The sequence below is a fragment of the Providencia sp. PROV200 genome, from assembly GCF_049901995.1.
GTDB classification, from domain to species: domain Bacteria; phylum Pseudomonadota; class Gammaproteobacteria; order Enterobacterales; family Enterobacteriaceae; genus Providencia; species Providencia rettgeri_E.
This window is the reverse complement of record NZ_CP096307.1, coordinates 1,389,920-1,412,301: the sequence shown is the minus strand read 5'-3', so window position 1 is coordinate 1,412,301 and position 22,382 is coordinate 1,389,920. Positions and strand designations below refer to the sequence as shown.

The following is a 22,382-nucleotide window of genomic DNA, read 5'->3' as shown; positions in this document are numbered from 1 at the left end:
AAAACAGTAACATGTTTTTGTAAGCAGCGCTTCGGCGCTGCTTTTTTATTTTTTCCTCTGACCCATCCTAAATAAGGTTGACACTTTTCCAATCTAAAATTGGAGAGTGTAATGAAAGCAATCACTAAACGAACTCAACGCGATTATTCCCTCGCTTTTAAATTACAGGTTGTTGACCAAGTAGAAAAAGGCGAACTCACCTATAAACAAGCTCAATATCAATATGGGATACAAGGATGTTCTACCGTTTTGGTATGGCTTCGTAAACATGGTAGATTAGATTGGTCTGAAGGTACGCCCAATACTCTTTATAAAGGTACTGCTATGACCCAAACTCCTGAGCAACAAACCCCAGAACAACGCATCAAACTACTCGAAAGGGAACTTGAAGAAGCTCGGCTTAAATCCGATTTCTTTGAAGCTGTTGTCAAAGTTATGGATAGAGACTTCGGAGTTCGCTTGTCAAAAAAGCGCAAGGCCGAGTTATTAAAGAAAAAACGGTTAAAAACCTCACCGTAACAATAGCTTGTCGTTTTATGAATATTAGCCGGCAAGCCTACTACAAGCGACAGGATAAGACTGAAGAACGACAAAAAATCGATACGGCCATTATTGATATTGTTAAGTCTGAACGCGCCTTTCATCCCAGACTGGGAGGGCGTAAGTTACATTTTATTTTAAAGCAAAAACAAATGATTATTGGTCGTGACCGGCTATTTACTTTATTGAAGGAACATCGGTTACTTGTGCCGAATAAGCGGGCTTATCATAGAACAACTTTAAGCCATCATCGTTTTCATCGACATCCAAATTTAATTAAGTCAGGATTTATCCCCACACAGCCTGAGCAACTCTGGGTAGCGGATATTACCTATTTATCGACACATGAGGGTGATACCTATTTAAGTTTAATTACGGATGCGTACTCGCGAAAAATCGTGGGATATCATTTAGATGACAATATGAAAACAAGTTCGGTGAAGAAGTCGCTGGTTCAGGCTTTAAAAAAACGCTGTTCGACAACATCGCTGATCCATCATTCAGATCGTGGGCTACAGTATTGTTCGTCGGAGTATCAAGAAATACATAGAAATCATAATATTCAATGTTCTATGACTGATGGCTATGATTGCTATCAAAATGCCTTAGCAGAAAGAATTAATGGAATATTAAAAATGGAGTATCTTCTAGTAAAACCAAGAAATTTAGAGCAGGCACGAAGGTTGGTTGAAGAATCAATCCAGATTTATAATGAAAGGCGCCCGCATTTATCATTAAACTATAAAACGCCCGATGAGGTTCACCGAGCGTTTTATGCCTGAAAAGTTGTCAACCTATATCAGGACTAGTCACTCTCCCTCAAACTTCCCCCCTAGAAACACTCAAATTATCGGTAAGACAGACTGATTCACCACCTTTATAGATATTTATGGTTAGATTACATGCAATTCCTACCTAGCTCACAAGATCTCGCCAATTTTTGGTAAAACGGTTGGCAAAAAGCCTTTATCACGTTACCCTGAGAACTCGACTCGTTCGACTAAACCCGTTTTCAGCTATATCCATCAATTTTAGTTGTATGGGCTGTTTACAAGCAAGGATAGCCAAAAGCATTCTCACTTACGCCTTCATACACTGTAAATTGTCTTGGGTACCACTACAGAGCTTTGGAATCGACAACATGTTTGAAAAAATTACTTCTGCCCCTGCTGACCCAATCTTAGGTCTTGCTGATAGTTTCCGTGCTGATCCCCGCGATAATAAAATCAACTTAGGTATTGGCGTCTATAAAGACGAATCAGGGAAAACCCCTGTGCTTGATACCGTTAAAAAAGCAGAAAAATTCCTGCTGGATAACGAAAACACCAAAAACTATCTTGCGATTAGCGGAATGCCAGAGTTCGGCCGTGTAACACAAGAACTGTTATTCGGTGCACAACATGAAATTGTCACCTCAAAACGTGCACGTACAGCGCAAGCACCGGGTGGTACTGGCGCACTGCGTATCGCTGCAGATTTTATTGCTAAACAAACCAACGCAAAGCGTGTTTGGATCAGCAACCCAACTTGGCCTAACCACAAAAATATCTTTGAAGCAGCTGGTTTAGAAGTTTTAACTTACAACTACTATGACGCTGCAAAACATGGTATGGATTTCGACGGTATGCTTAACAGCCTGTCATCTGCTGTGGCCGGTGATGTGATTGTTCTACACGGCTGCTGCCATAACCCTACGGGTATTGACCCAACGGCTGAGCAATGGACAAAACTAGCCGCATTATGTGCAGACAAAGGCTTATTACCAGTTTTTGACTTTGCCTACCAAGGTTTCGCAAAAGGCTTAGATGAAGATGCCGAAGGCCTGCGTATTTTCACCAAAAACAACCCTGAAATGATTGTTGCGAGCTCATTCTCTAAAAACTTCGGTTTATACAATGAGCGTGTCGGTGCTTGTACCATCATTGCTAAAGACAGTGACAACGCAGAGCGTGCATTTAGCCAAGCGAAAGCGGTTATTCGTGCAAACTACTCAAACCCACCAGCACACGGTGCGGCAGTGGTGACAACTATCCTTTCTGATGACGTGTTAAAAGCGGAATGGATCCAAGAATTAACCGCAATGCGTGAGCGTATTAAACGCATGCGCCAACTGTTAGTGAAAACATTGGAAGAAAAAGGCGCTAAACAGGACTTCAGCTTCATTATCAACCAAAACGGTATGTTCTCCTTCAGTGGCCTAACAAAAGAGCAGGTAGAGCGTCTACGTAGCGAATTTGGTATCTATGCCGTTAGCTCTGGCCGTATTAACGTGGCGGGCTTAACTTTAGAGAACATGGTTCCGCTGTGTGATGCTATCGTTAAAGTGCTGTAATCATTACTTAGCACATGCTATCTAATACAAAAGGCACCTAACTAGGTGCCTTTTACATCAAACTATTAAGCTCTTCAAAATCAATCACCAAACAGGTTGTTCATCTTGCAAGAAAGGGTTTGTTTTACGCTCAAAACCTAAGTTTGACATGGGGCCATGCCCTGGAATGAACTGAAAATCATCACCTAGAGGTAATACTTTGTTTTTTATAGAGGAAATTAGGTCTTGATGATTACCGCGTGGAAAATCACTTCGGCCGACTCCCCCTTTAAAAAGGACATCACCCATTGAAATTAATTTATCGGTGTGATTCACAAAAATAATGTGGCCGGGTGTATGACCAGGGCAATGCAGTACATCAAATGTCATATTGCCGCAAGTCACTTTGTCCCCTTCTTCTAACCAGTAATCCGGCGTAAAGTCAGGGCATTCACCAATATAAAACATCGCATTTTGTTCTGCGAGGTTTTCAATCCAAAAAGCGTCTTCTTTTTGCGGGCCATAGATAGGCACTGAAAAATGCTTAGAAAGAATAGCAGATGCACCGATATGGTCAGAATGACCATGTGTTAACAGAATTTTAGTTAACTTCAGCCCAAGGTTTTCAATAGCAGAAATTAATTTTTCTGCTTCTCCGCCGGGGTCAACAACAACCGCATCTAACGTATTTTCATCCCAAATAACGTGGCAATTTTGCATAAATGGTGTTACTGGGATAATAGTATATTTCATCGAGCAATTACTCCGTAATCTGTGTCACCTATGCACAGATTACCACGTTCTTGCAGGTCCTGTATCAATATGTATAAAATTGCTTCGAGGATAGTAACCAACACCACCCGCTTTCATTTTTAGCGCAGCTTTGCGGATATTGCTCAGTTGTAACCCTTCGATATGGAAATCCATCGCTTGCCCACGGGTATGGTAACTTTTCTTTGCCACGCCAGAGCTTTTACTGCGCAATTTATTGTTAGTCTCTAAAGAACGATAACCAGAGATCAGTTGGACAGGTTTGTTTGTTCCCATCATCATTTGTAATAAATAGATTTGGTCAAACAGTTTTGGGTCAATAGTTTTTACTTTGTCGCAACGGTAATCACGGAAAAAATGATTTAAACGCGCTAATTCAGACTTATTATAACGGCGCCCGTCAAAAAACTCAGTTTTTAGCGATTCGCCTGTATTAATGTTTTGAAAACGCAAAATACGTGGTCTAGGGGTCGTCATCGCAGCAAATACATGGCTTGGTAATAAACTAAGGCCAACTGTTGCGGCCCCAATACCTAACCACTTCCTGCGGGATTGATCAATTATATCCATAGGTGATAGCTCAGATTCTAATATTTTCAGTATTAATCGATAAAATTTTGGCAACCTATTGAGTCTAGCAAATCACGCTTATCTTTAATGTATAATTATGTAAAGATATGCATACTTCGCAGAAATTTTATTGCATTTTTCGTCAAAAAGAGAGTTTTATCACTAGAACTGCTCGAAACATGCAATTTAAGACACAAAATATGCTGCCTTTATCAAAGGTAAGCAAAATAGTAATGATTGAGCAACCATAAAACAACGGAATAAATAAGATAAAAACGGATCCTAGAGGTAAGGTCACAGAATGGAAATGTGTAAAAAACTGCGCTCAAGCAATTAACTCTTAAAATAATTAAGGGGAGAAAATTCCCCCCTTCAAATTAAAACCTACAATTAGTGTAAAATCTTTTTCAACATTGGCAAATATTTATCTGCATTATTAATCGAATTATCATATTGATAAATATCGGCTCGATATTGTGGTTGCTGGTCTTTATCTACCCATGCGGTTTGGTAATACAGAAAAACGGGGATCCTATCGGGTATATTGACATACCGTGTTGACCCTTCTTTCAACGCACCATCAATGCGTTTTTTTTCCCAACCTGCGTCACCTAATAAAATACTCGCTAGCTCACTTGCTTTATTCACTCGTACACATCCAGAGCTTATTGCACGTGCATTACGATTAAATAAACTATGGTTTGGTGTATCGTGTAAATAAATCGCATCTGAACTCGGCATATTAAACTTATAGCGTCCTAATGAGTTAGTTGGGCCTGGTGCCTGCCGAATACGGTATGGGAAATTTGCGGGGGTGATATTTTCCCAATCTATCGCATAAGGATCAATTTCGTAAGAATCTGAGCCCCACCCTGAATAAACCGTATATCCTTTACGACTAAAATAACTTGGGTCTTGTTTTCCTCTTGGAGCGATATCTTTACGTGCCATACTGGTCGGCACACTCCAAGGTGGGTTAATAACTACATTGTTTAGCGCACTGCTCATGATTGGTGTTTTGCGATCAGCACGACCAACAATCACTTTAGAGTCTAAAATCACTTCGTCATTTAAATAGAAATCTAAAGAGTAGCCAGGAATATTCACTAAAATCCCTGTCCCACTACTTGCAGGTATAATACGTAAGCGTTGAATATTGAGTGCCATTAAACCTGCTTTCTGCTTAGGCTGCATGTTTAACCAAACACGCGTGCCTTTTCCAACAACACCGTCTGCTTCTAAGCCATATTGCAATTGGAATTTTTTTACCGCATCGACGAGCTCTTGATCATAGACTTTCGACACAGAGCTCGCAGGTGCATCAAGTGTTCCTGTCGATTCAGTTGCTTGTTCAGTTGCCAGTTCTGCTACTTGAGCCATGGTCTCAGGAGGCGCGATGTCTTCGGTTACATTTCCGCCTTCAAGTAACCCTTCACGTTGCAAGATTTGACGCAAAATAACTACATCATCGCTAGACTGCCCTGGCTTTAATGTTTTCGTTCCCACAATTTCCAGGTTATCTTCAGGGATCGCTAATAATTTCAACATTTCTTTGCGCATTGGCAAATACATTGGGTGACTCGGGGCTTGCGATTTAACCCAATCACCTAAGTTATTAGACTCGATGGCATCTATCCATGGTTTCATTTGAGCGGCCGTTGGAGCCATAATTTTATAAGGTCGATTAGTGTATAACCAATATTGCCCATTCGCTTCTATCGACGATAAATACTGTAAATAACCAAGCATGGCATCAGATAAAACAACGTCACGGCCTAGCTCGTTTAACTGATTATTTTCCAGTATCGCTAACCACTCCCCAAATTGAGGCTGAACGCCAGAAAGGGATAGTTCTGCCAATTGTTGCTGAAATTGGCTAATTGCCGCTTCATCTTGCCACAATAGCTGCATTTGCCTATCAGCGTATAATTTTGCTAATTGCGTAGAAAAGATAGGTTTCACATCCGCAGGAAGCGACTGTGTTATTTTGACTAAACTTTCTGCTGGTGTCACCGAAGCTATCGTTTGAACTTCAGAAACACTTTGCTGCCTATTTTCTTCATTTGAGAATGCGGGAAACTGTAACGCCATCAACCCGCATATTACCGAGACTTGCAGAGCTCTCACTCTTCTCTTTGCCATACATCCACCTTAATTTACAACATGGATAATAATATTTTTATTATAATTACAATTTTATTCTATTTAATTTTAGCAGTAATGTTATAGGAATAGGCTAATTTTCCTTTTTTCAGATTATGTACTGCTAAGTTAACAATTAATGAGAAAAAGAATTATTTTCATCATAGGGAATTCAACAGTGTATTCGTGGTTTAAACATAGATGAATTTTATTTTAATTAAAAGTTTACCTAACGCTTTCTTTGCCACTTAATTACCATATAAAAAAACCGATATTTATTTCTAAATACCGGCCTTCATTTCACTCACAAAACTATTACTGCAATGTTGGGGCTTGTACAGTCGGGGGTTCTTGCCCGAAGCCTTTTAAGCCAACTACATGCACATGTTCATGATTACCAACCACTTTACGAACTAGTTTATAAGTTGTGCCCTTCTCAGGACTAATATTCTCTGGCGCTGCAATAATTAGCTGCATTTCTAACCTGTCACACAGTTCAAATAAGGTTGCAATTGATTTAGCATCTAATCGCGCAGCTTCATCTAAGAATAATAACCGGCAAGGAATAATATCTTTAGCACGCAGACGGCGAGACTCTTCTTCCCAGCTTTGTACTACCATCACTAAGATGGACATACCTGTACCAATAGCCTCACCGGTGGATAACGCACCACTTTCTGCTTTTAACCAGCCATCTGAACCTCTATTAACCTCAACTTCTAATTCTAAGTAGTTGCGGTAATCGAGTAATTCTTCACCGATGGTTTGTGGCAACCGCTGCCCAACATCCACTTGAGGGTTGAGGCGTTGGTATAATTTCGCCATTGCTTCAGAGAATGTTAACCGTTGGCTGGTGAATAAGTCTTGATGCATTTCGCTCTCTTCAGAGAGCACACTCAGTAACAATGCATGACTTTCTCGAATATTCACATTGAGGCGAACCCCTTTAACCTGACCAAACGCCACCGCTTGCAGCCCTTGGTTTAGCATACGAATTCGATTTTGTTCGCGCTGAATGGTTTTGCGAATAATATTCGCCACACTTTTTGAACTGATTGCCAATTTTTGCTCACGCGCGGTTAGTTCTTCTGTTAAGCGCGCCAGTTCAATTTCCATTTGCTCGATTGCATCAATCGGGTCATCGGTACGAATAATATCTTGGCGAATACGTTCACGTAAATGTTGATATACGGCGATAAAGAATTTTATCTTCCGTTCTGGGTGTTTTGGATCTTCGGATAAACGCAATACATCACGTAAATGTTCGTTATCCGCAACCGCTAAACGCAGCGCACCTAAGGCTTTATCCGACATGGAACGTAAGCTATCACCGTCAGTATAAGCCAGTTCACGGCGATGCAAACGACGCTCGACACCATTGTCTTTCACCAAGCGCATTACCGCACACCAACCTGCTTTTGCCGTCACGACCTGCTCACGCAGCATATAGTAGTCTTTTTCTAACTTACGAAGGCGCTTCTGTAAGTTATCCATTTCGGCTTCACATAATGTCAGCTGTTTTTCTAACTGGTTAATACGGCTACGATTTTCCATGACACGCTGGTGCAACTCATCGCGTCGAATACGAGCGCGCTCTTGAGCATCAGGATCGGCTTTTACGCCGATCTCTTGCATCTCGACTTCGAGCTCTTTCAACATCTCTTGTTTGGTATCGAAAGAACTGCGTAACGAGGCAAGAACCTGATGGAACTGCGCACTTTGTGCTTGGTGCTGGCGTAATTGCTCGCGAGCACGTGTACGTTCGGTTTCTGCCTGCTCTAAACGCTGACGTAGTTTTTCATTTAGGTCCGCGTTTTCATTCACCATTCCGGTTGAATCACTGTAACTAAAGTGAGCACGGCGCTGAACAACCTCTACTAATGCAAAAGCTTGCTGTTTCGCATTTTGCTGGCTATGTTTTGCTGACTCATAATCTTTGCGTAATTGCTCGTGTTGTTCAGGATCACTGAGTAACACCGTCACAATCGGCTCTAATTTATCTAACGCATCGCCATGTTTATTCAGGAAATGTGCCGCTTCTTCTGCTTCCGTTAGCTCTTCGTTTATCTCTTCAACTCTGTCCGCCAATGTTTCATCGAGTAATAACCCCATTTGAGGCAATAAACGATTAAGAGCCGCAAGGCTTTCTTTACCTTGGGCAAATTGTTGACGTTGTTGCTGAGTTTGCTCTTCAAATTGAGCTAAAGCACGTTCAATCTCCGAACGTTTTTGGTTGAGTGTACGAATTTCAGCTTCTGGATCATCCTCAAAAGCCACCGAAATGTGTTGGCCTATAAACCGGCTGAATGCTTGGTGTGAACGCTGAATTTTCTGTACGTCAAATGACAGATTCGCATAGCGCTCTGCCAGCTCATCACGTTCAGCCGTTAACGACTCTAAATGGCTTTCACGTGCGGCACGACCAAATAAAGGCAATTCAGGATAACGAGAGTAACGCCATTGACGCTCAGACGAACGGACTAATACCGCATTTTCAAACTCTTGCGCATCAAAAACGCTATCGTCGAAAGAAGATGGATCTCCCTCGATAAAATACACATCATCTGGGCAATCTTGTAACGAATCCAATTGATTACGAACTACATCAAGGTCTTGCACCACAATTCCGTGACGTGCAGGACCATATAGCGCGGAGAAATAAGCCGCGTCTTCGATGGTAATATCATCATAAATTTCAGATAACAACACACCATTAAAACGTTCTGCCAACGCTAACATGCGGCTATCTTCCGCACCACTTGGCTGGCTTAGTCGCTCAATTTGTTTTTCGAGATCTTTCCGTTGCGCAGCTACTTCATCTCGTTCAACCGTTATTTCCCGTTCTTGTTCGAGGAGTTGCTGCATAAACTCAGTCACAGCAGTACTTGACTCAAACGTTTCATGGGATTGCTCATTAAGCTGCGTTAGCGCTTCTTGAGCCATAATCCATGCAGGGGCTTTAGATGAAAGTTGGCTAATACGCTGGCGGATCTGCTCCAATTCTTGGCGCATTTGCATCCGTCTCTCGCCGCTCTCATTCACACCAATACTCAGTTCTTCTTGCTGTGCTTCCAGCTCAGCCATTAATGCATCAAGCTCATCGGGCTCATAGCTTTGGCCATGACGCTTACAAAACTCTGCCAATAAGCGTTCAGCATTTTGCTGGCTATTCAGACGTTGTTGCAATTCAGATAACTGCATACGCAACGGCTGCACGCGATCTGCTAAATGTTGTTGTGATGACCAATCACGCAATAATGTACGCGCTTGCTGGTATGCATCACTGCGGCTAACTTCCCCTACCATACTTCTAACTAATTGATAGGCTTGCTCAAATTGGCTATGTGCGGCATCTGCCACACTCATTTTTTGCTCAAGCGCTAATAACGCTTGGGTTGCTTGCTGTTCGCGTGCCTCGAAGGTATCTAACCATTCATCCGCGTTATCAATGGATAATTCAGGAAGCTGGCACAATTCACGAGCACGCGTTAAGGCGTGCAAGGCTTGCTGGTACTGAATAGCGCGTGTTTGTTGTACATCCAGAGCCTGTTGGTAATCGGCGAGTTGATTTTTTAATTCGTCAACTTCAATTTCCGCAGCTTCAGCTCGTGCTTCATATTCTTCTTGAGTTTCAGTTGCTTCAGCAACGACTTCACTTTGTTCTTCAAGACGATAGGTCAGTTCTTCGATATCCGCTTGATAGCGGTCAATTTTTTCTTGCTGACGCAGCGCGGCTTGCACTAAATTTAAATGGTCACTGGCCGCTTGGTAGTCTGCTTCTAATTCTGTAGAAGCCCCATTCTGCTCATTCAACTCACGCGCCATTTCGACGCTTCGAACCTGTTCAACACGCAGTTGTTTACGGCTGGCTAATAGCTCATTGCGTGCAGCCAGTGCTGCATCAAGGTGAATACGTCTTTCATTGGAATGACGCATATAATCCGCAGAAACGTAATCAGTCGCTTGGCTAATCAAATGCTTGAATAAGTCACGGTCTGATTGCGTTACACGAATGGCTTCTAATGTTAAACGGTTTTCACGCAAAGCCGCTTCCATATCTTGGAATGCTTTACGTACCCCACTGTTTTCAGGTAACAAATAATCACGTAATGAGCGAGTAATGGCACTAGAAATACCACCATATAGTGACGCTTCAATCAGGCGATAATATTTGCTTCGGTCACTCGCGGAACGTAAACGTTTAGGTAAAACCCCTAATTCAAACAGAGTCGAATGGTAGTCAGTTATTGAGTTAAACTGCTTAAACAAAACGCCTTCCTGTTCTTCAAGACGTTCTTTTAACTCGTTGAGTGGAATGACTTTGGCTTGACGACCATCAATAACCTCCGTCAATATTTCCGTTGGCACCGTCGCCAATGGAATGCCTTGGACCATAAACGGCTTAATATCCACTTTTTTATCGCGCCCGGCGACTTGTTGTAAACGCACACCCACCATGACACGCTGATGCTTCGAATTTAACACATCCAAAATTGCGTAACAGACGCCTGGACGTAACTTACCATGTAAGCCTTTATCACGAGAGCCAGAGGTTGCGCCCGCTTCCGTTGTGTTACGGAAGTGAAGCAAGGTTAAATCTGGGATCATCGCGGTAATAAATGCCGCCATGGTTGTTGATTTACCCGCACCATTACCACCCGATAATGTGGTCACTAATTCATCAAGGTCAAAAGTTCGGGCAAAAAAACCGTTCCAATTCACCAGCGTCAGTGAGCGAAATTTTCCGCGTTCAATCATTATTCTTCATCCTCATCACTTTCTGCCGGTTCTTGATTCTCTTCGCCACCCTCTTCTTCACTGTCTTTCAGCGATAATTCCCCTTCAAGAGAGATAGCTTCACCATCACGGATCATCCGTAACTGGGCATCTTGTGGGTTATCGCCACTGCGCACATCGGCACCAAAACGGAAGACAGATTCGCTAATAATAAATTTACTCGGATCATTTTGCAGAAAGTGCACCATTCCCAAGCGACGTAAACGGTTGAGTGATGTTCTGAGTTTTTCCTGCAGTTTTTGTTTATCTAAATCAGAACCTGTCGAACGTTGATTAACAAATTTAAGTAATTTGCTTTCATCCGCTAATGATAATAACTCTTCAAATAACTCTTGTGAGGTAAAAATACCTTGGTTACTCAAGCGTTCGGGGCTGAGATAGAGATAACAAAGAATTTTCCCAACCATCATATCTAATTCAGATAACACAGAGCGAGGTATTAAGGTTGTTGAGCGCGGACGTAAATAGAAGAACCCCTCAGGGGCACGAATTAATTCTACGTTATATCGTGCATAAAATTGTTCTAATGCTTCCTGAAAATCCATTAAAAATGCATGGTTATCAAGGTCATCAACACTAATATGGCGACCTGAACGCAATTGGCTGTCTAGCTCTGGAAAAATCGGGTTAGCTAATGCTTGAGCCAGCTTAACTGGCATAAATTGTTCAATATTTGTCGATGACATGTGCCTGTACCTTGGCTCCGTGATCATTAATAGCTTGCCATTCTGCCGGTAACCCCGCCAAATCAGCCTCTGCGATACCTAGTTTAACAGCTTGGTCGATAATAATTCGAGCTACATCAAAATGACGTTTTTGTGGATATTGCAGTAAATAGTCATGCAACACACGGCCAACATCGAGCGGCCGTTGCTCTGCTTTATAAATGGCTAACTCAACTTCCATTAGCTCAGCAAGCTTATCATTTAATTCACTAAACTCTTCAAATTCAAGCTCTGGTGGTAATTCACCCATCACTTCTTCATCATGCAACGCGAGCTCTTCATCACGCATATCGAATAACCGATCCGCATTGGCGTAAGTGAGTGCCCAAGGGCTATCAAGGTAGTGCTGAACAGATTGACGTAACCGCTGAGAAAATATTCTATTTTTATCCATATCGATAGCTGTACGGATAAACTTATGAACATGACGATCATAGCCAATCCATAAATCGATAGATTGTTGACCCCAACTAACAATACGGTCTAGTTTATTTTGCAGGTCAAAAACCAGCCTATCTACTATGTCAGAGAACACCGGCGCATTCATATTGGCTTCTTGAATACGTAATAAATTCGCTTGCAGTTTGTCCCCTGCGGCTTCTAATGTGTCTTGCAATTCACGCAATGTACCTGATGTTTCTGACAGTAATTGCTCACAGTTAGCAATAGCCGCCTGCCAATCTTGATTTAATAATGCCGCAATATCTTCTTTTACTGAATTTTGTTGTTCATCCATAATGCGTTGCGATAAATCAATACTGTCAAAAATTTCAGCAACTGAATATTTTAGTGGGGCAAATACATAACGATGCCAATAAAATTCATCGCCCCCTTCCTCTGCGGCTTCAGCGGCACGTTGCAGCTCTCCTGCAACAATAGAAAGCTGCATAGAAAGTCTTAATGTTGAGAACTCTCGCTGACGAATATAATAATCGCTGATACCGATCCCCAGAGGGGTTAAGCGGTAAATGGCATTACCTTCAACAATGTCACTGGCAAAACGGTTAAATATCTTCTGGCGAACCATATCATTGATGGCATTATTGGCTCTTACCGCCAAAGATTCTGTGGTCTGTTCAAACCCTTTGCAAACCTCACGAAAGGCATCAACCAGCTCCACTTCACTCATTTCACCATTGACTCTTTCACTATTTAATACCGCCACCGCAAGCAAAAATGCCAAACGTTCAGCGGGAAGTGAAATCGAAAAATCATTTTTTCGTGCCCAAGACACAAGTTCAGGGACGGTCTGGGAAAAATCACTCATAAATCGTCCTTTTGTATTTGTTTGCGTGCCATGACATGAATATAACGCCCCATACTAATATAGGGTTCTTCACGGCAATACTGCTGCTCTAATGCCAACAATGCTGGAAAATCTTTTTGCTGTAACTGCCGACTTTGTAAATAGTCATGAAATACCCTAACACCACTTTTACCGATAATCTGCATATTACACTCACTCAACCAAGCATCAACTTGATGAGGAAAAAGTGGTTTTTGCGGTGATAACGAGCGTTTGCGACGACGTTGGATATGTGGCGTTGCAAGATGAAAATTTCCCAAAATTGCGTTACGCATCACCAAACCATTTGCATTATAGAACATGACAGAAAATACGCCTTCTGGTCTAATTATATCTACCAGTTGTTCAATTGCATATTTTTGATCGCTAATCCATTCAAGTACCGCATGAAACAGAACAAGGTCAACAGGTTCATCAATGTATTGTGCAACATCTTGCACCGCACAATGTACAAAACGCATGTTATCGCTAATACCTTGTTCCTTGGCAAGTTCCCTGCCTCGTTCCAACATCTCTTCAGATAAATCGCAAAGTATCACCTGATGCCCCATTTCGGCGAGTTTGCGTGAAAAATGCCCTTCACCACCACCTGCATCAAGTATTTTTAGGGTTTTCCCCTCAAATTGGCTGTGCAATAATTGAGTCAAATCTTGCCAGACTACCGCTTCTCGTATTTTTCCTTTTGTCGTTCCGTAGATATTTTTTGCAAATTTATCGACAATATCATCAAAGTTGCGGTCTGCCATGTGCTATCCGGTTACCTATCATCTATTATTTAAAGCGGTTTATGAGCCAATTTGTCGCGAAAAAACGTAAAATGGTTGATTACATCTTGATTATGGAGAAAATCAACGCTAACCAGAAATATTCTCACATTACATTGCACTTATCACATACAATGCGAGGCGACTGTTAAAACAGGAATTATAACAGATAATAGCTATATTTTTGCATAGTACTTTATTGTGCCCAGCAAATTTCATTTTGGCGCTATTAAACACCATGTTGTTATTTTTCCTCTAGTTTAGCCGTTTTATTACGTATTTTTTCTGCAGATACCACCGCAATGGTGGCTCGATACCCCCATAAGAATAGGCTTAGTTATGTTATTTATCTTAAAAAAATATATTGGCTCTCTATTGATGCCATTACCATTATTGCTCATTGTCGGGTTTATCGGGCTGCTTTTACTCTGGTTCACACGCTGGCAGCGTTGTGGGAAGACTTTGACTACTCTAAGTTTAGTTTTAATAACTCTGTTGGGGTTACAACCTGTTTCAGATACTTTACTTGCCCCTGCAGAAAAGCAATTTAATAAACGCTATGAACTGATTACAGAAACACCCCCTCAAGATGTACGTTACATTGTTGTACTAGGAGGTGGCTTTACATATAACCCGGATTGGAGCCCAAGCTCTAACCTATTGAATAATAGCTTACCTAGAGTGACTGAGGGCATCCGCCTTTATCTTAAACATCCTGGTAGTAAACTTATTTTCACTGGCGGCAAAGCGAGTAGCACCATTAGCAGTGCCGAAGTTGCCGCACAAGTTGCGCAATCCTTAGGTGTTCCTGCACAAGATATAATTCCCCTCACTGAACCCAAAGATACACAAGAAGAAGCTTATGAAGTTGAAAAAATTATTGGAAAATCACCTTTTTTATTAGTCACTTCAGCTAATCACCTGCCTCGTGCGATGACCATGTTTACTCAACGAGGAATGAATCCTTTCCCTGCACCCGCAAACCAGTTAGTTATCACGAGTGAAATTAATCCATGGGAGAAATACATTCCTTCTTCATATTATTTTGGTCATAGTGAGCGTGCTTGGTATGAATTTCTTGGTACCATTTGGTGGCATTTAAAACCCAATAATACACAGGCATTAGACGATCAACTTGCTACACCTGAAGCTATTGCTGCTGAATAACAACAAAAAAGGTGTAACCTATTGAGATTACACCTTTCATTTTATTGGCCATTTTGACCATTAAGAAAATACTGACTACTGGATAAATTGCTTTCTAACAAGTTCAAGGTCTTCAGGGGTATCAACACCAGCGCCTGGCGTAGTTTTCGCGACATCCACATGAATTTTTTCTCCGTACCAAAGCACCCTAAGTTGCTCTAGCATTTCGATTTTTTCTAATGGACTTGCTTCCCACTTAATGTAGCGACGAATAAACCCTGCGCGATAAGCGTATATCCCGATATGGCGTAAAAAGGTATCGCCTATTACATCATGGCTTTTGGCAAAGTTGTCCCTATCCCAAGGAATAGTTGCTCGAGAAAAATACAGTGCATAACCTTCGTGGTCAGTAACAACCTTGACTGCATTTGGATTAAACGCTTCATGAGCATCATTAATAGGTACAGCCAGTGTCCCCATCTCAGCTTTGCTCCCCTGAAGGTTATGAGCCACTTGACTAATAATCTCAGGTGGAATTAAAGGTTCATCACCTTGCACATTCACGATGATTTCATTGTCAGAAAAAGCATAAGTATCAATAACCTCAGCTAATCTTTCTGTTCCAGACTGATGATTTGGGTCTGTCATACAGGCTTCACCGCCCGCTTCAATCACCGCTTTAGCAACATCAGAGTGATCTGTCGCAACTATCACCCGGCTAGCCCCCGACTTAATAGCTTGTTCCATCACCCGAACAACCATTGGCTTACCATGTATATCAGCCAAAGGTTTCCCTGGTAAACGTGTTGATGCATAACGAGCAGGAATAATAACCGTAAACATGATGATTACTGGCCTTCATCTAATGAAACAGGGCGCGCTTCATTTTCTAGCAATACAGGGATGCCATCACGAATGGGATAGGCTAAGTGATCAAACTTACAAATAAGTTCGAGGTTTTCTTTGTTATAACTTAATTTGCCGTGGCATACAGGACAGGCAACGATTTCAAGTAAACGGTGATCCATGTTTTCTCCCGAATGGATTTTAACTCACTTGGAGTCAGGATATCACATGCAGATATCACCGTTAACTTTAATCTTCCTGAATAAGATCTCCTGCGAGAGATGAGAGGATAAAGGCAGGAGAAATTGTTCTGTCTATTATCTAATAAGCGATAACGTCAGCTGCCGTTATGCCATCCGAATTACGAGTAACAGAGAACTCAACGCTTTGACCTTCGAATAATGATTTGATTTTTTTATTAGCAATTGACTTTGTTGTCACAAATACATCATCACCACCATTGAATGGGGAAATAAAACCGTAACCTTCTTTTGCGTCAAACCATTTAACTCGACCCATATGTAATTGAAAATTCATATTAAAACTCCTTTTGTTCTGAGAACAATATTTTTTTTATCTTTGTATCATTACTCTTTCTTGCTTCCCATTTATAAACTGCCGATCTATTAATACATCAAAGAGTAATTAAACTTTACCAATTCATGCGCACAAATCATTGTGCATATTTTATAACGCTCATATATGTAAATTTCAGACACCGCAAATCTACTGTGAAGTTAACAGTCTACTTTGACATTATGATGACAAAACACGGTGACAGCGACTTTACAGTATAGATTATGCGAGGATATGAAGACTAACTAAAGAACGGAGCGTGAAATTTAAGCTAGTATAAAATCCAATTATCAATGTATTGCATCTAGATACATAATAAGTGGATCTATATCACATTGGCGATATTATTATCACAGAAGAACGTTATAGACAAGTTTTTTTGTTATTTGTGATAAGTTTTTTTATTCCGCTTAAGATTTTTTCAGCGTCTGGAGCTTGTAAATGTGCTTGGACTGGAAGAAACCACCAATTTGGTTGTGCGAAAGCACGGCATTTTACAGCATCTTTTTCGGTCATTAATAAGTTTTGTTCATTTTTAACTAACCGTGAAAGCTGTTTTAATTCATATGACTGATGATCAGCAAAAGCATGGGTACTAATGACCTCGACCCCTTTATTTTCTAATGAGGCAAAAAAACGAGGAGGATGACCAATACCTGCCATTGCGATAACTGCAGGCAATTGTGTAACCGCTTGTTTTTCACCACTAACAAGGTTACAAGCAACATCGCCTTCAAGAGCCATTAAAGCTTCATTTTCTTGTGGCTCACCACCATTAACAATGACAGCATTAACACGCTTTAAACGCCCAGCCCTTTCACGCATTGGCCCTGCTGGTAGCCACCAACCATTACCAAAACGGCGTTGGCCATCAATAACGACAATTTCGTAGTCACGTTGCAACGCATAGTGTTGCAACCCATCATCAGTAATAATCACATCTAACGGAAATTTTTCGAGTAAGGCTTTAACGGCATCACTTCGCTTGGGCGCGACTGCTACAGGGGATTTTGTACGATGAAAAATTAATACAGGTTCATCCCCTGCAACTTCGGTTGTGGTCGCTTCATCAAGTATCAGCGGATATTTTTCAGCTTTACCGCCATACCCTCGAGAAACAACCCCCACGCGGTAGCCTTCTTTGGTGAGTGACTCCACTAACCAGATAACAACAGGGGTTTTACCATTTCCCCCCGCTGTCAGGTTTCCCACCACTACCACTGGAATTGGCGCTTTCCATGAACGTTTCAGCCCGATTTTATAAGCCATATCTCTAATTACCGTTACCAATCCATAAAGGAAAGACAACGGCAGTAATAAAAGATACAGCCATGATTTACCAGACCAAATACGTTCTATCATTGTTTAAACTGAATGCTGTGTAACTGTGAATATGCGCCATCTTGAGCTAATAGAGATGCATGGTTGCCACGCTCAATGATCCGTCCATCTTGTACAACTAATATTTCATCCGCATTTTCTATTGTCGATAACCGGTGAGCAATGACTAAGGATGTTCTATTTTTCTGTAACTCATCAAGAGCAGCTTGAATAGCACGTTCTGACTCTGTATCTAGTGCAGATGTTGCCTCATCAAGAATAAGAATTGGCGCGTCGCGTAGAAGTGCGCGAGCAATTGCTATTCTTTGACGTTGTCCGCCAGAAAGCATAACGCCATTTTCGCCAATAACCGTATCCAAGCCTTTTTCAAGTTTAGCAATGAAATCCATTGCATAGGCCATTTCTGCTGCTTTCTCTATTTGTTCGCGGCTATAGCTACCATCTGTTGCATAAGCAATATTATTCGCTATCGTATCGTTAAATAGATAAACATGTTGAGAAACTAACGCGACTTGGCTACGTAATGAGGATAATGTGTATTCACGGATATCATGACCATCAATTTGAATAGAGCCTTCATCAATGTCATAAAAACGTGTAATCAAATTTGCAATAGTAGACTTACCTGAACCTGATCGCCCAACGAGAGCAACTGATTTTCCAGCAGGCAAAGTAAACGAAACATCGTCTAACGCAGGATGTTCTTTGGTTGCATAGGTAAAAGTGACATGTTCAAATTTAATGTCCCCTTTAACCTCTTTTAGTACTTTAGTTCCGTTATCTTTTTCTTGTTCCGAATCTAAGATTGCAAATAACGTTTGGCAAGCCGCCATACCACGTTGGAATTGTGAGTTAACGTTAGTTAATGATTTTAATGGACGCATCAATGCGAACATTGATGAGAAAACAACGGCAATGGTTCCTGATGTTAATTCATCGCGAATTTCGGGAAAACTCGCAGCATAAAGAACAAATGCTAATGCAAATGATGCAATTAACTGAACAATAGGGTCAGAGATTGCTGAAGCGGTTACCATTTTCATATTTTGGCGGCGCATGTTGTTACTGACTTTATTAAAACGTTCAGTTTCAACTTTCTGCCCACCAAAAATTAATACTTCTTTATGACCCTTTAACATCTGTTCGGCACTTGCCGTCACATGCCCCATACCCGTTTGCATATTTTTACTAATCTTACGGAAACGCTTAGAGACGATGCGAATAGTGATTGATACAATAGGGGCTATCACGATTAGAATAAGAGAAAGTTGCCAGCTATAATAAAACATCATCGCAAATAACCCGATGATATAAGCACTTTCACGAATAATTGTAATTAATGCCCCAGAAGAAGAAGATGCAACTTGTTCTGAGTCGTAGGTAATTCTAGATAATAGTGTTCCTGTTGATTGCTGATCAAAAAAACTAACGGGCATTCCCATCATATGACCAAACAGCTTACGTCGCATGTTCATCACGACTTTACCTGCTACCCACGAAACACAATAGGTTGAAACAAAGCTAGACCCACCACGAACAACCATTAACCCTAACACCGCAAGCGGAAGCCATTTTAAAACGTCATTATCTGCTTTATCAAAGCCTTCATCCAATAAAGGTTTTAATAAAGAAATCATAAATGCATCACCTGCTGCGTTTATGATAAGTGCTATTGCTGCAACGATTAAACCCGCTTTAAAAGGCGCAATTATCGGCCACAAGCGACGAAAAGTTTGTTTTGTCGAAAGGTCTTTATCATTCATACTTTTAATTACCAGACTTAATGTAAGCGCACTATTCTACTCGGGAAATAGCGGTAAGCCAAACCACAGATGATACCAGCGAGGCTGAATTTCATAGCGATAACGTGAGATTTTAATTTTTTCCTTTTTAAACCATAAAGTTAACTGACCATCTTCTGCTGTATTTAACCATTTAATATTACTATTTTTATATCTAAAATAGACTTTTTGCGACGGAATTTTCCATGCACTATACCTTGCAGATGAGACTACCACCATGGAAGGTTGAACATTTCTTAACAATAAATCAGTTGATGAAGTGCTACTTCCATGATGAGGGGCGAAAAGAAGACTCGAACGTAACCGGTTCTTGTACATTGCGACAAGTGATTTTTCCCCTTGTTTTTCGATATCTCCTGTTAATAAAATTTTATGAAACCCATCTGTCAATTGAATGACACAAGAATCATCATTATGCGATATTGGTGCTAACTTCTCAGGCCATAATACTTCAAAAGTTAATATTCCCCACTGCCATTTTTGGCCTTTAAAACAGGGAAGATGTTTCATTTTTTTTATATTATTATTTTTTTTCTTGTATACCAAAGTGTTCTGGGGTCCAAAACTACTTCTTACACTTAACCATGGGTATTGTTGAATTAAATAATTCACTCCCCCGGTATGATCTAAATGATCATGGCTTAAAATTACCCCGATGGGAGTTATATCATGGTATTTAAGAAAAGGAACAATTTGACGCTGTGCATTACTCCCCCCTTTCCACGCATTTCCAGTATCATAGAGTAATGCCAAGTTATTTTGCTCTATCACAACGGCTAAACCATGCCCGATATCCAATACCGTCATTTTCCAGCCTTCTTTGTGCTGTTTACTACTTCCTCTTTCAAGGAAAATTGAGATAATCACACAGCCAATCAGCCCAAAATAACGTTTGTACCATTTAAATAAAATGACAATGACACTTAGCCAACATATTAAAAATAAATAATAAGGTACATTAATAAACTCTGACCAAAAAGCACTGAAGTAAGGTAATGGCTTTAGCCCTATACCTATCACCCTGTCTACTACATATAAAAGAGACTGCTGAACCACCTCTATTGGCACTAAAAACACGACCAAAATAACAGGAACAACACACCAAGAAATTAACGGAACAAACCAAACGTTAGCCACTAACCCCATTATGTTAATACCATTAAATATAATAAGTTGCATTGGAATTAGTAAGATGAGTAAGCCTATTTGTAAATGTACTAACCCTATAATTTTACCTTTCCCCCCTTTAGCTAAATGGTAGGTTAATGGAAATATCGATAACCAATACAGAATAGCGAGTACAGCGAAGCTAGATAGCCAAAAACTATCCGACAAAATAGCTAATGGATCTAACAGTAATATTCCCGCTATGCTCCAAAGTGCCCATTGCCAAGCAAAGTACCTTGCAGGCTTATTTCTAATATATACCCATAATAGTAAGGCAAACAGTGCCCGTGTTGCAGGGATAGCAAACCCCGAGATCCACGCATAAAAAATAGCTAGCCCTATACCTATTACTACTGGGAGTATTTCATTAATATATTTTATTGGTAAAAAATATTGAACTCCTCGAGTAATAAGAAAGCCAAACAAGTAAGCTAAGCCAATATGTAAGCCCGAGATAGCCATTAAATGTGTCAAATTTGTTTTTTGCAGTAAATAGGTTTGATCTGCGGGCAATAAACTTCTATCGCCAAACATTAACCCATAAATAATTCCTTTATTAGATAATGAATCAATTAGTTCCATATAGTTATAAATGATTTTTTGCCTTACAGAACACGCCTTTTCTAATGGCTTTTCTTTTTGGCTTTTCAAAACTCCTATGATCCTATTAGCTAAATAATAACGTTGTAGGTTAAATCCGCCTTCATTTAGTGAACTGTGAAGTGGCTTTATTTTGCCATTGACCCGCCAAGACTGCCCAGCACAAACCGTTTCCTTCGTTTTCCATGTAGCATATAGCGGAGGAAAAACAATGCGATTGTTAATTTTATCAATACGTACTTTGATTTTTTGCTCTTTGTTATTCAAAGGAATACCAACAATAACCACATCAATATCGTTATTTTTTTCAGATAGATAATTAATATGATTAATTATATTAACTCCATGCCAATTAGCCCATAGAAAAAACATAATAATTAGTGCTAAAAATTTTCCTGATTTACCAAATATAAAGAATATTATTAATACCGATACAAACAAAAAAACAAATAATAATTCACTCAGTATTAAAATTTTAGGTATAAATAAAAGTGGTAATGTACCTAAAATCAAAGCAATAGAAACCATTGTCATCGAAACAGGTAATTCCCTATTAAAGATTAAATTATATTTTTTGAGTGAGTTATTTAGCCATCTTATTATGTAGATGATGTTTTTTATCAACTTTTGTATCCCTACATAGCGTTTATTTACTTTAGTTTATTTATTCCTATGCATTTTTTAAGTCTCATTTTTTTATTTTACGTAACGCTTCCCAATCTGTTTTTTGCTAACAAGAAGATACATATTAGTTTGCGAAGCGCTTCGCAAAACATGTCTATATCTCTAAAGCTGATTTTGGATTTATTTTATTGTTTTATAGGCATTAAAAGTGCTGGTGTTGGTGTTGGTGTTGGTGTTGGTGTTGGTGTTGGTGTTGGTGTTGGTGTTGGTGTTGGTGTTGGTGTTGGTGTTGGTGTTGGTGTTGGTGTTGGTGTTGGTGTTGGTGTTGGTGTTGGCTAGATATAAAAAACAGTG

Annotated in this window: 17 protein-coding genes; 4 read left to right on the top strand and 13 right to left on the bottom strand. The window is 40.4% G+C overall.

Going from position 1 to position 22,382, the window contains the following annotated elements:
- Nucleotides 1-111: 111 nt before the first annotated feature.
- Together M1E86_RS06250 and M1E86_RS06245 are read left to right on the top strand one after the other, a co-directional pair.
- Nucleotides 112-1,322, top strand: a protein-coding gene (locus M1E86_RS06250) for an IS3 family transposase (RefSeq protein WP_423811116.1) whose coding sequence is annotated in 2 segments (ribosomal slippage) — nucleotides 112-454 and nucleotides 454-1,322 — 1,212 coding nt in all. Because the reading frame shifts where the segments join, the coding sequence is not laid out codon by codon here.
- A gap of 359 nt (nucleotides 1,323-1,681) precedes the next feature.
- A complete protein-coding gene (locus M1E86_RS06245) occupies nucleotides 1,682-2,872 on the top strand; it encodes an amino acid aminotransferase (protein WP_213914618.1) in 1,191 nt (396 codons plus the stop codon).
- An 84-nt stretch (nucleotides 2,873-2,956) separates the two neighbouring features.
- On the opposite strand, the gene M1E86_RS06240 is transcribed toward M1E86_RS06245, so the two are convergent.
- The 7 genes from M1E86_RS06240 to cmoM form a co-directional block, all read right to left on the bottom strand.
- Entirely contained in the window at nucleotides 2,957-3,604 is a 648-nt protein-coding gene (locus M1E86_RS06240; protein ID WP_125892651.1) for an MBL fold metallo-hydrolase, read from the bottom strand.
- A gap of 39 nt (nucleotides 3,605-3,643) precedes the next feature.
- On the bottom strand, nucleotides 3,644-4,192 hold the full coding sequence (locus M1E86_RS06235) for a YcbK family protein (protein WP_102138492.1): 549 nt from the start codon (nucleotides 4,190-4,192) through the stop codon (nucleotides 3,644-3,646).
- A 390-nt stretch (nucleotides 4,193-4,582) separates the two neighbouring features.
- On the bottom strand, nucleotides 4,583-6,334 hold the full coding sequence (gene ldtD, locus M1E86_RS06230) for a L,D-transpeptidase (RefSeq protein ID WP_426099291.1): 1,752 nt from the start codon (nucleotides 6,332-6,334) through the stop codon (nucleotides 4,583-4,585).
- Between the two features lie 315 nt (nucleotides 6,335-6,649).
- Nucleotides 6,650-11,092: a chromosome partition protein MukB gene (gene mukB / locus M1E86_RS06225; protein ID WP_319863323.1), complete on the bottom strand. Its 4,443-nt coding sequence runs from the start codon at nucleotides 11,090-11,092 to the stop codon at nucleotides 6,650-6,652.
- Nucleotides 11,092-11,817 carry a chromosome partition protein MukE gene (gene mukE / locus M1E86_RS06220; protein WP_102138489.1) on the bottom strand — a complete coding sequence of 242 codons (726 nt, stop codon included), beginning with the start codon at nucleotides 11,815-11,817 and terminating at the stop codon, nucleotides 11,092-11,094. Before mukE ends, mukB begins: the two co-directional genes overlap by 1 nt.
- Nucleotides 11,798-13,123, bottom strand: coding sequence for a chromosome partition protein MukF (mukF, locus tag M1E86_RS06215; protein ID WP_125892643.1), 1,326 nt, complete (start codon nucleotides 13,121-13,123; stop codon nucleotides 11,798-11,800). The genes mukE and mukF overlap by 20 nt, the downstream gene beginning before the upstream one ends.
- Entirely contained in the window at nucleotides 13,120-13,908 is a 789-nt protein-coding gene (gene cmoM / locus M1E86_RS06210; protein WP_213914615.1) for a tRNA uridine 5-oxyacetic acid(34) methyltransferase CmoM, read from the bottom strand. The genes mukF and cmoM overlap by 4 nt, the downstream gene beginning before the upstream one ends.
- 357 nt (nucleotides 13,909-14,265) lie before the next feature.
- Between cmoM and elyC the strand changes: the two genes are divergently transcribed.
- Nucleotides 14,266-15,093, top strand: a complete 828-nt coding sequence (elyC, locus tag M1E86_RS06205) for an envelope biogenesis factor ElyC (RefSeq protein ID WP_213914614.1) — start codon at nucleotides 14,266-14,268, stop codon at nucleotides 15,091-15,093.
- A 75-nt stretch (nucleotides 15,094-15,168) separates the two neighbouring features.
- Here elyC and kdsB read toward each other — a convergent pair whose 3' ends face one another.
- The 6 genes from kdsB to M1E86_RS06175 form a co-directional block, all read right to left on the bottom strand.
- Nucleotides 15,169-15,915, bottom strand: a complete 747-nt coding sequence (gene kdsB, locus M1E86_RS06200; RefSeq protein WP_213914613.1) for a 3-deoxy-manno-octulosonate cytidylyltransferase — start codon at nucleotides 15,913-15,915, stop codon at nucleotides 15,169-15,171.
- Between the two features lie 5 nt (nucleotides 15,916-15,920).
- Nucleotides 15,921-16,100 carry a Trm112 family protein gene (locus tag M1E86_RS06195; protein WP_004256203.1) on the bottom strand — a complete coding sequence of 60 codons (180 nt, stop codon included), beginning with the start codon at nucleotides 16,098-16,100 and terminating at the stop codon, nucleotides 15,921-15,923.
- A 139-nt stretch (nucleotides 16,101-16,239) separates the two neighbouring features.
- Entirely contained in the window at nucleotides 16,240-16,455 is a 216-nt protein-coding gene (locus M1E86_RS06190; RefSeq protein WP_125892635.1) for a cold-shock protein, read from the bottom strand.
- Nucleotides 16,456-16,857: 402 nt separating this feature from the next.
- Nucleotides 16,858-17,856 carry a tetraacyldisaccharide 4'-kinase gene (gene lpxK, locus M1E86_RS06185; RefSeq protein ID WP_125892633.1) on the bottom strand — a complete coding sequence of 333 codons (999 nt, stop codon included), beginning with the start codon at nucleotides 17,854-17,856 and terminating at the stop codon, nucleotides 16,858-16,860.
- Nucleotides 17,853-19,598: a lipid A ABC transporter ATP-binding protein/permease MsbA gene (msbA, locus tag M1E86_RS06180; RefSeq protein WP_125892631.1), complete on the bottom strand. Its 1,746-nt coding sequence runs from the start codon at nucleotides 19,596-19,598 to the stop codon at nucleotides 17,853-17,855. Before msbA ends, lpxK begins: the two co-directional genes overlap by 4 nt.
- 36 nt (nucleotides 19,599-19,634) lie before the next feature.
- Nucleotides 19,635-21,938 (bottom strand): DNA internalization-related competence protein ComEC/Rec2, encoded by a 2,304-nt coding sequence (locus M1E86_RS06175; protein ID WP_426099290.1) that lies wholly within the window; start codon nucleotides 21,936-21,938, stop codon nucleotides 19,635-19,637.
- 240 nt (nucleotides 21,939-22,178) lie between these two features.
- Between M1E86_RS06175 and M1E86_RS06170 the strand changes: the two genes are divergently transcribed.
- Complete coding sequence (locus M1E86_RS06170) at nucleotides 22,179-22,367, top strand: hypothetical protein (protein WP_426099289.1); 189 nt, start codon at nucleotides 22,179-22,181, stop codon at nucleotides 22,365-22,367.
- Nucleotides 22,368-22,382: the final 15 nt, after the last annotated feature.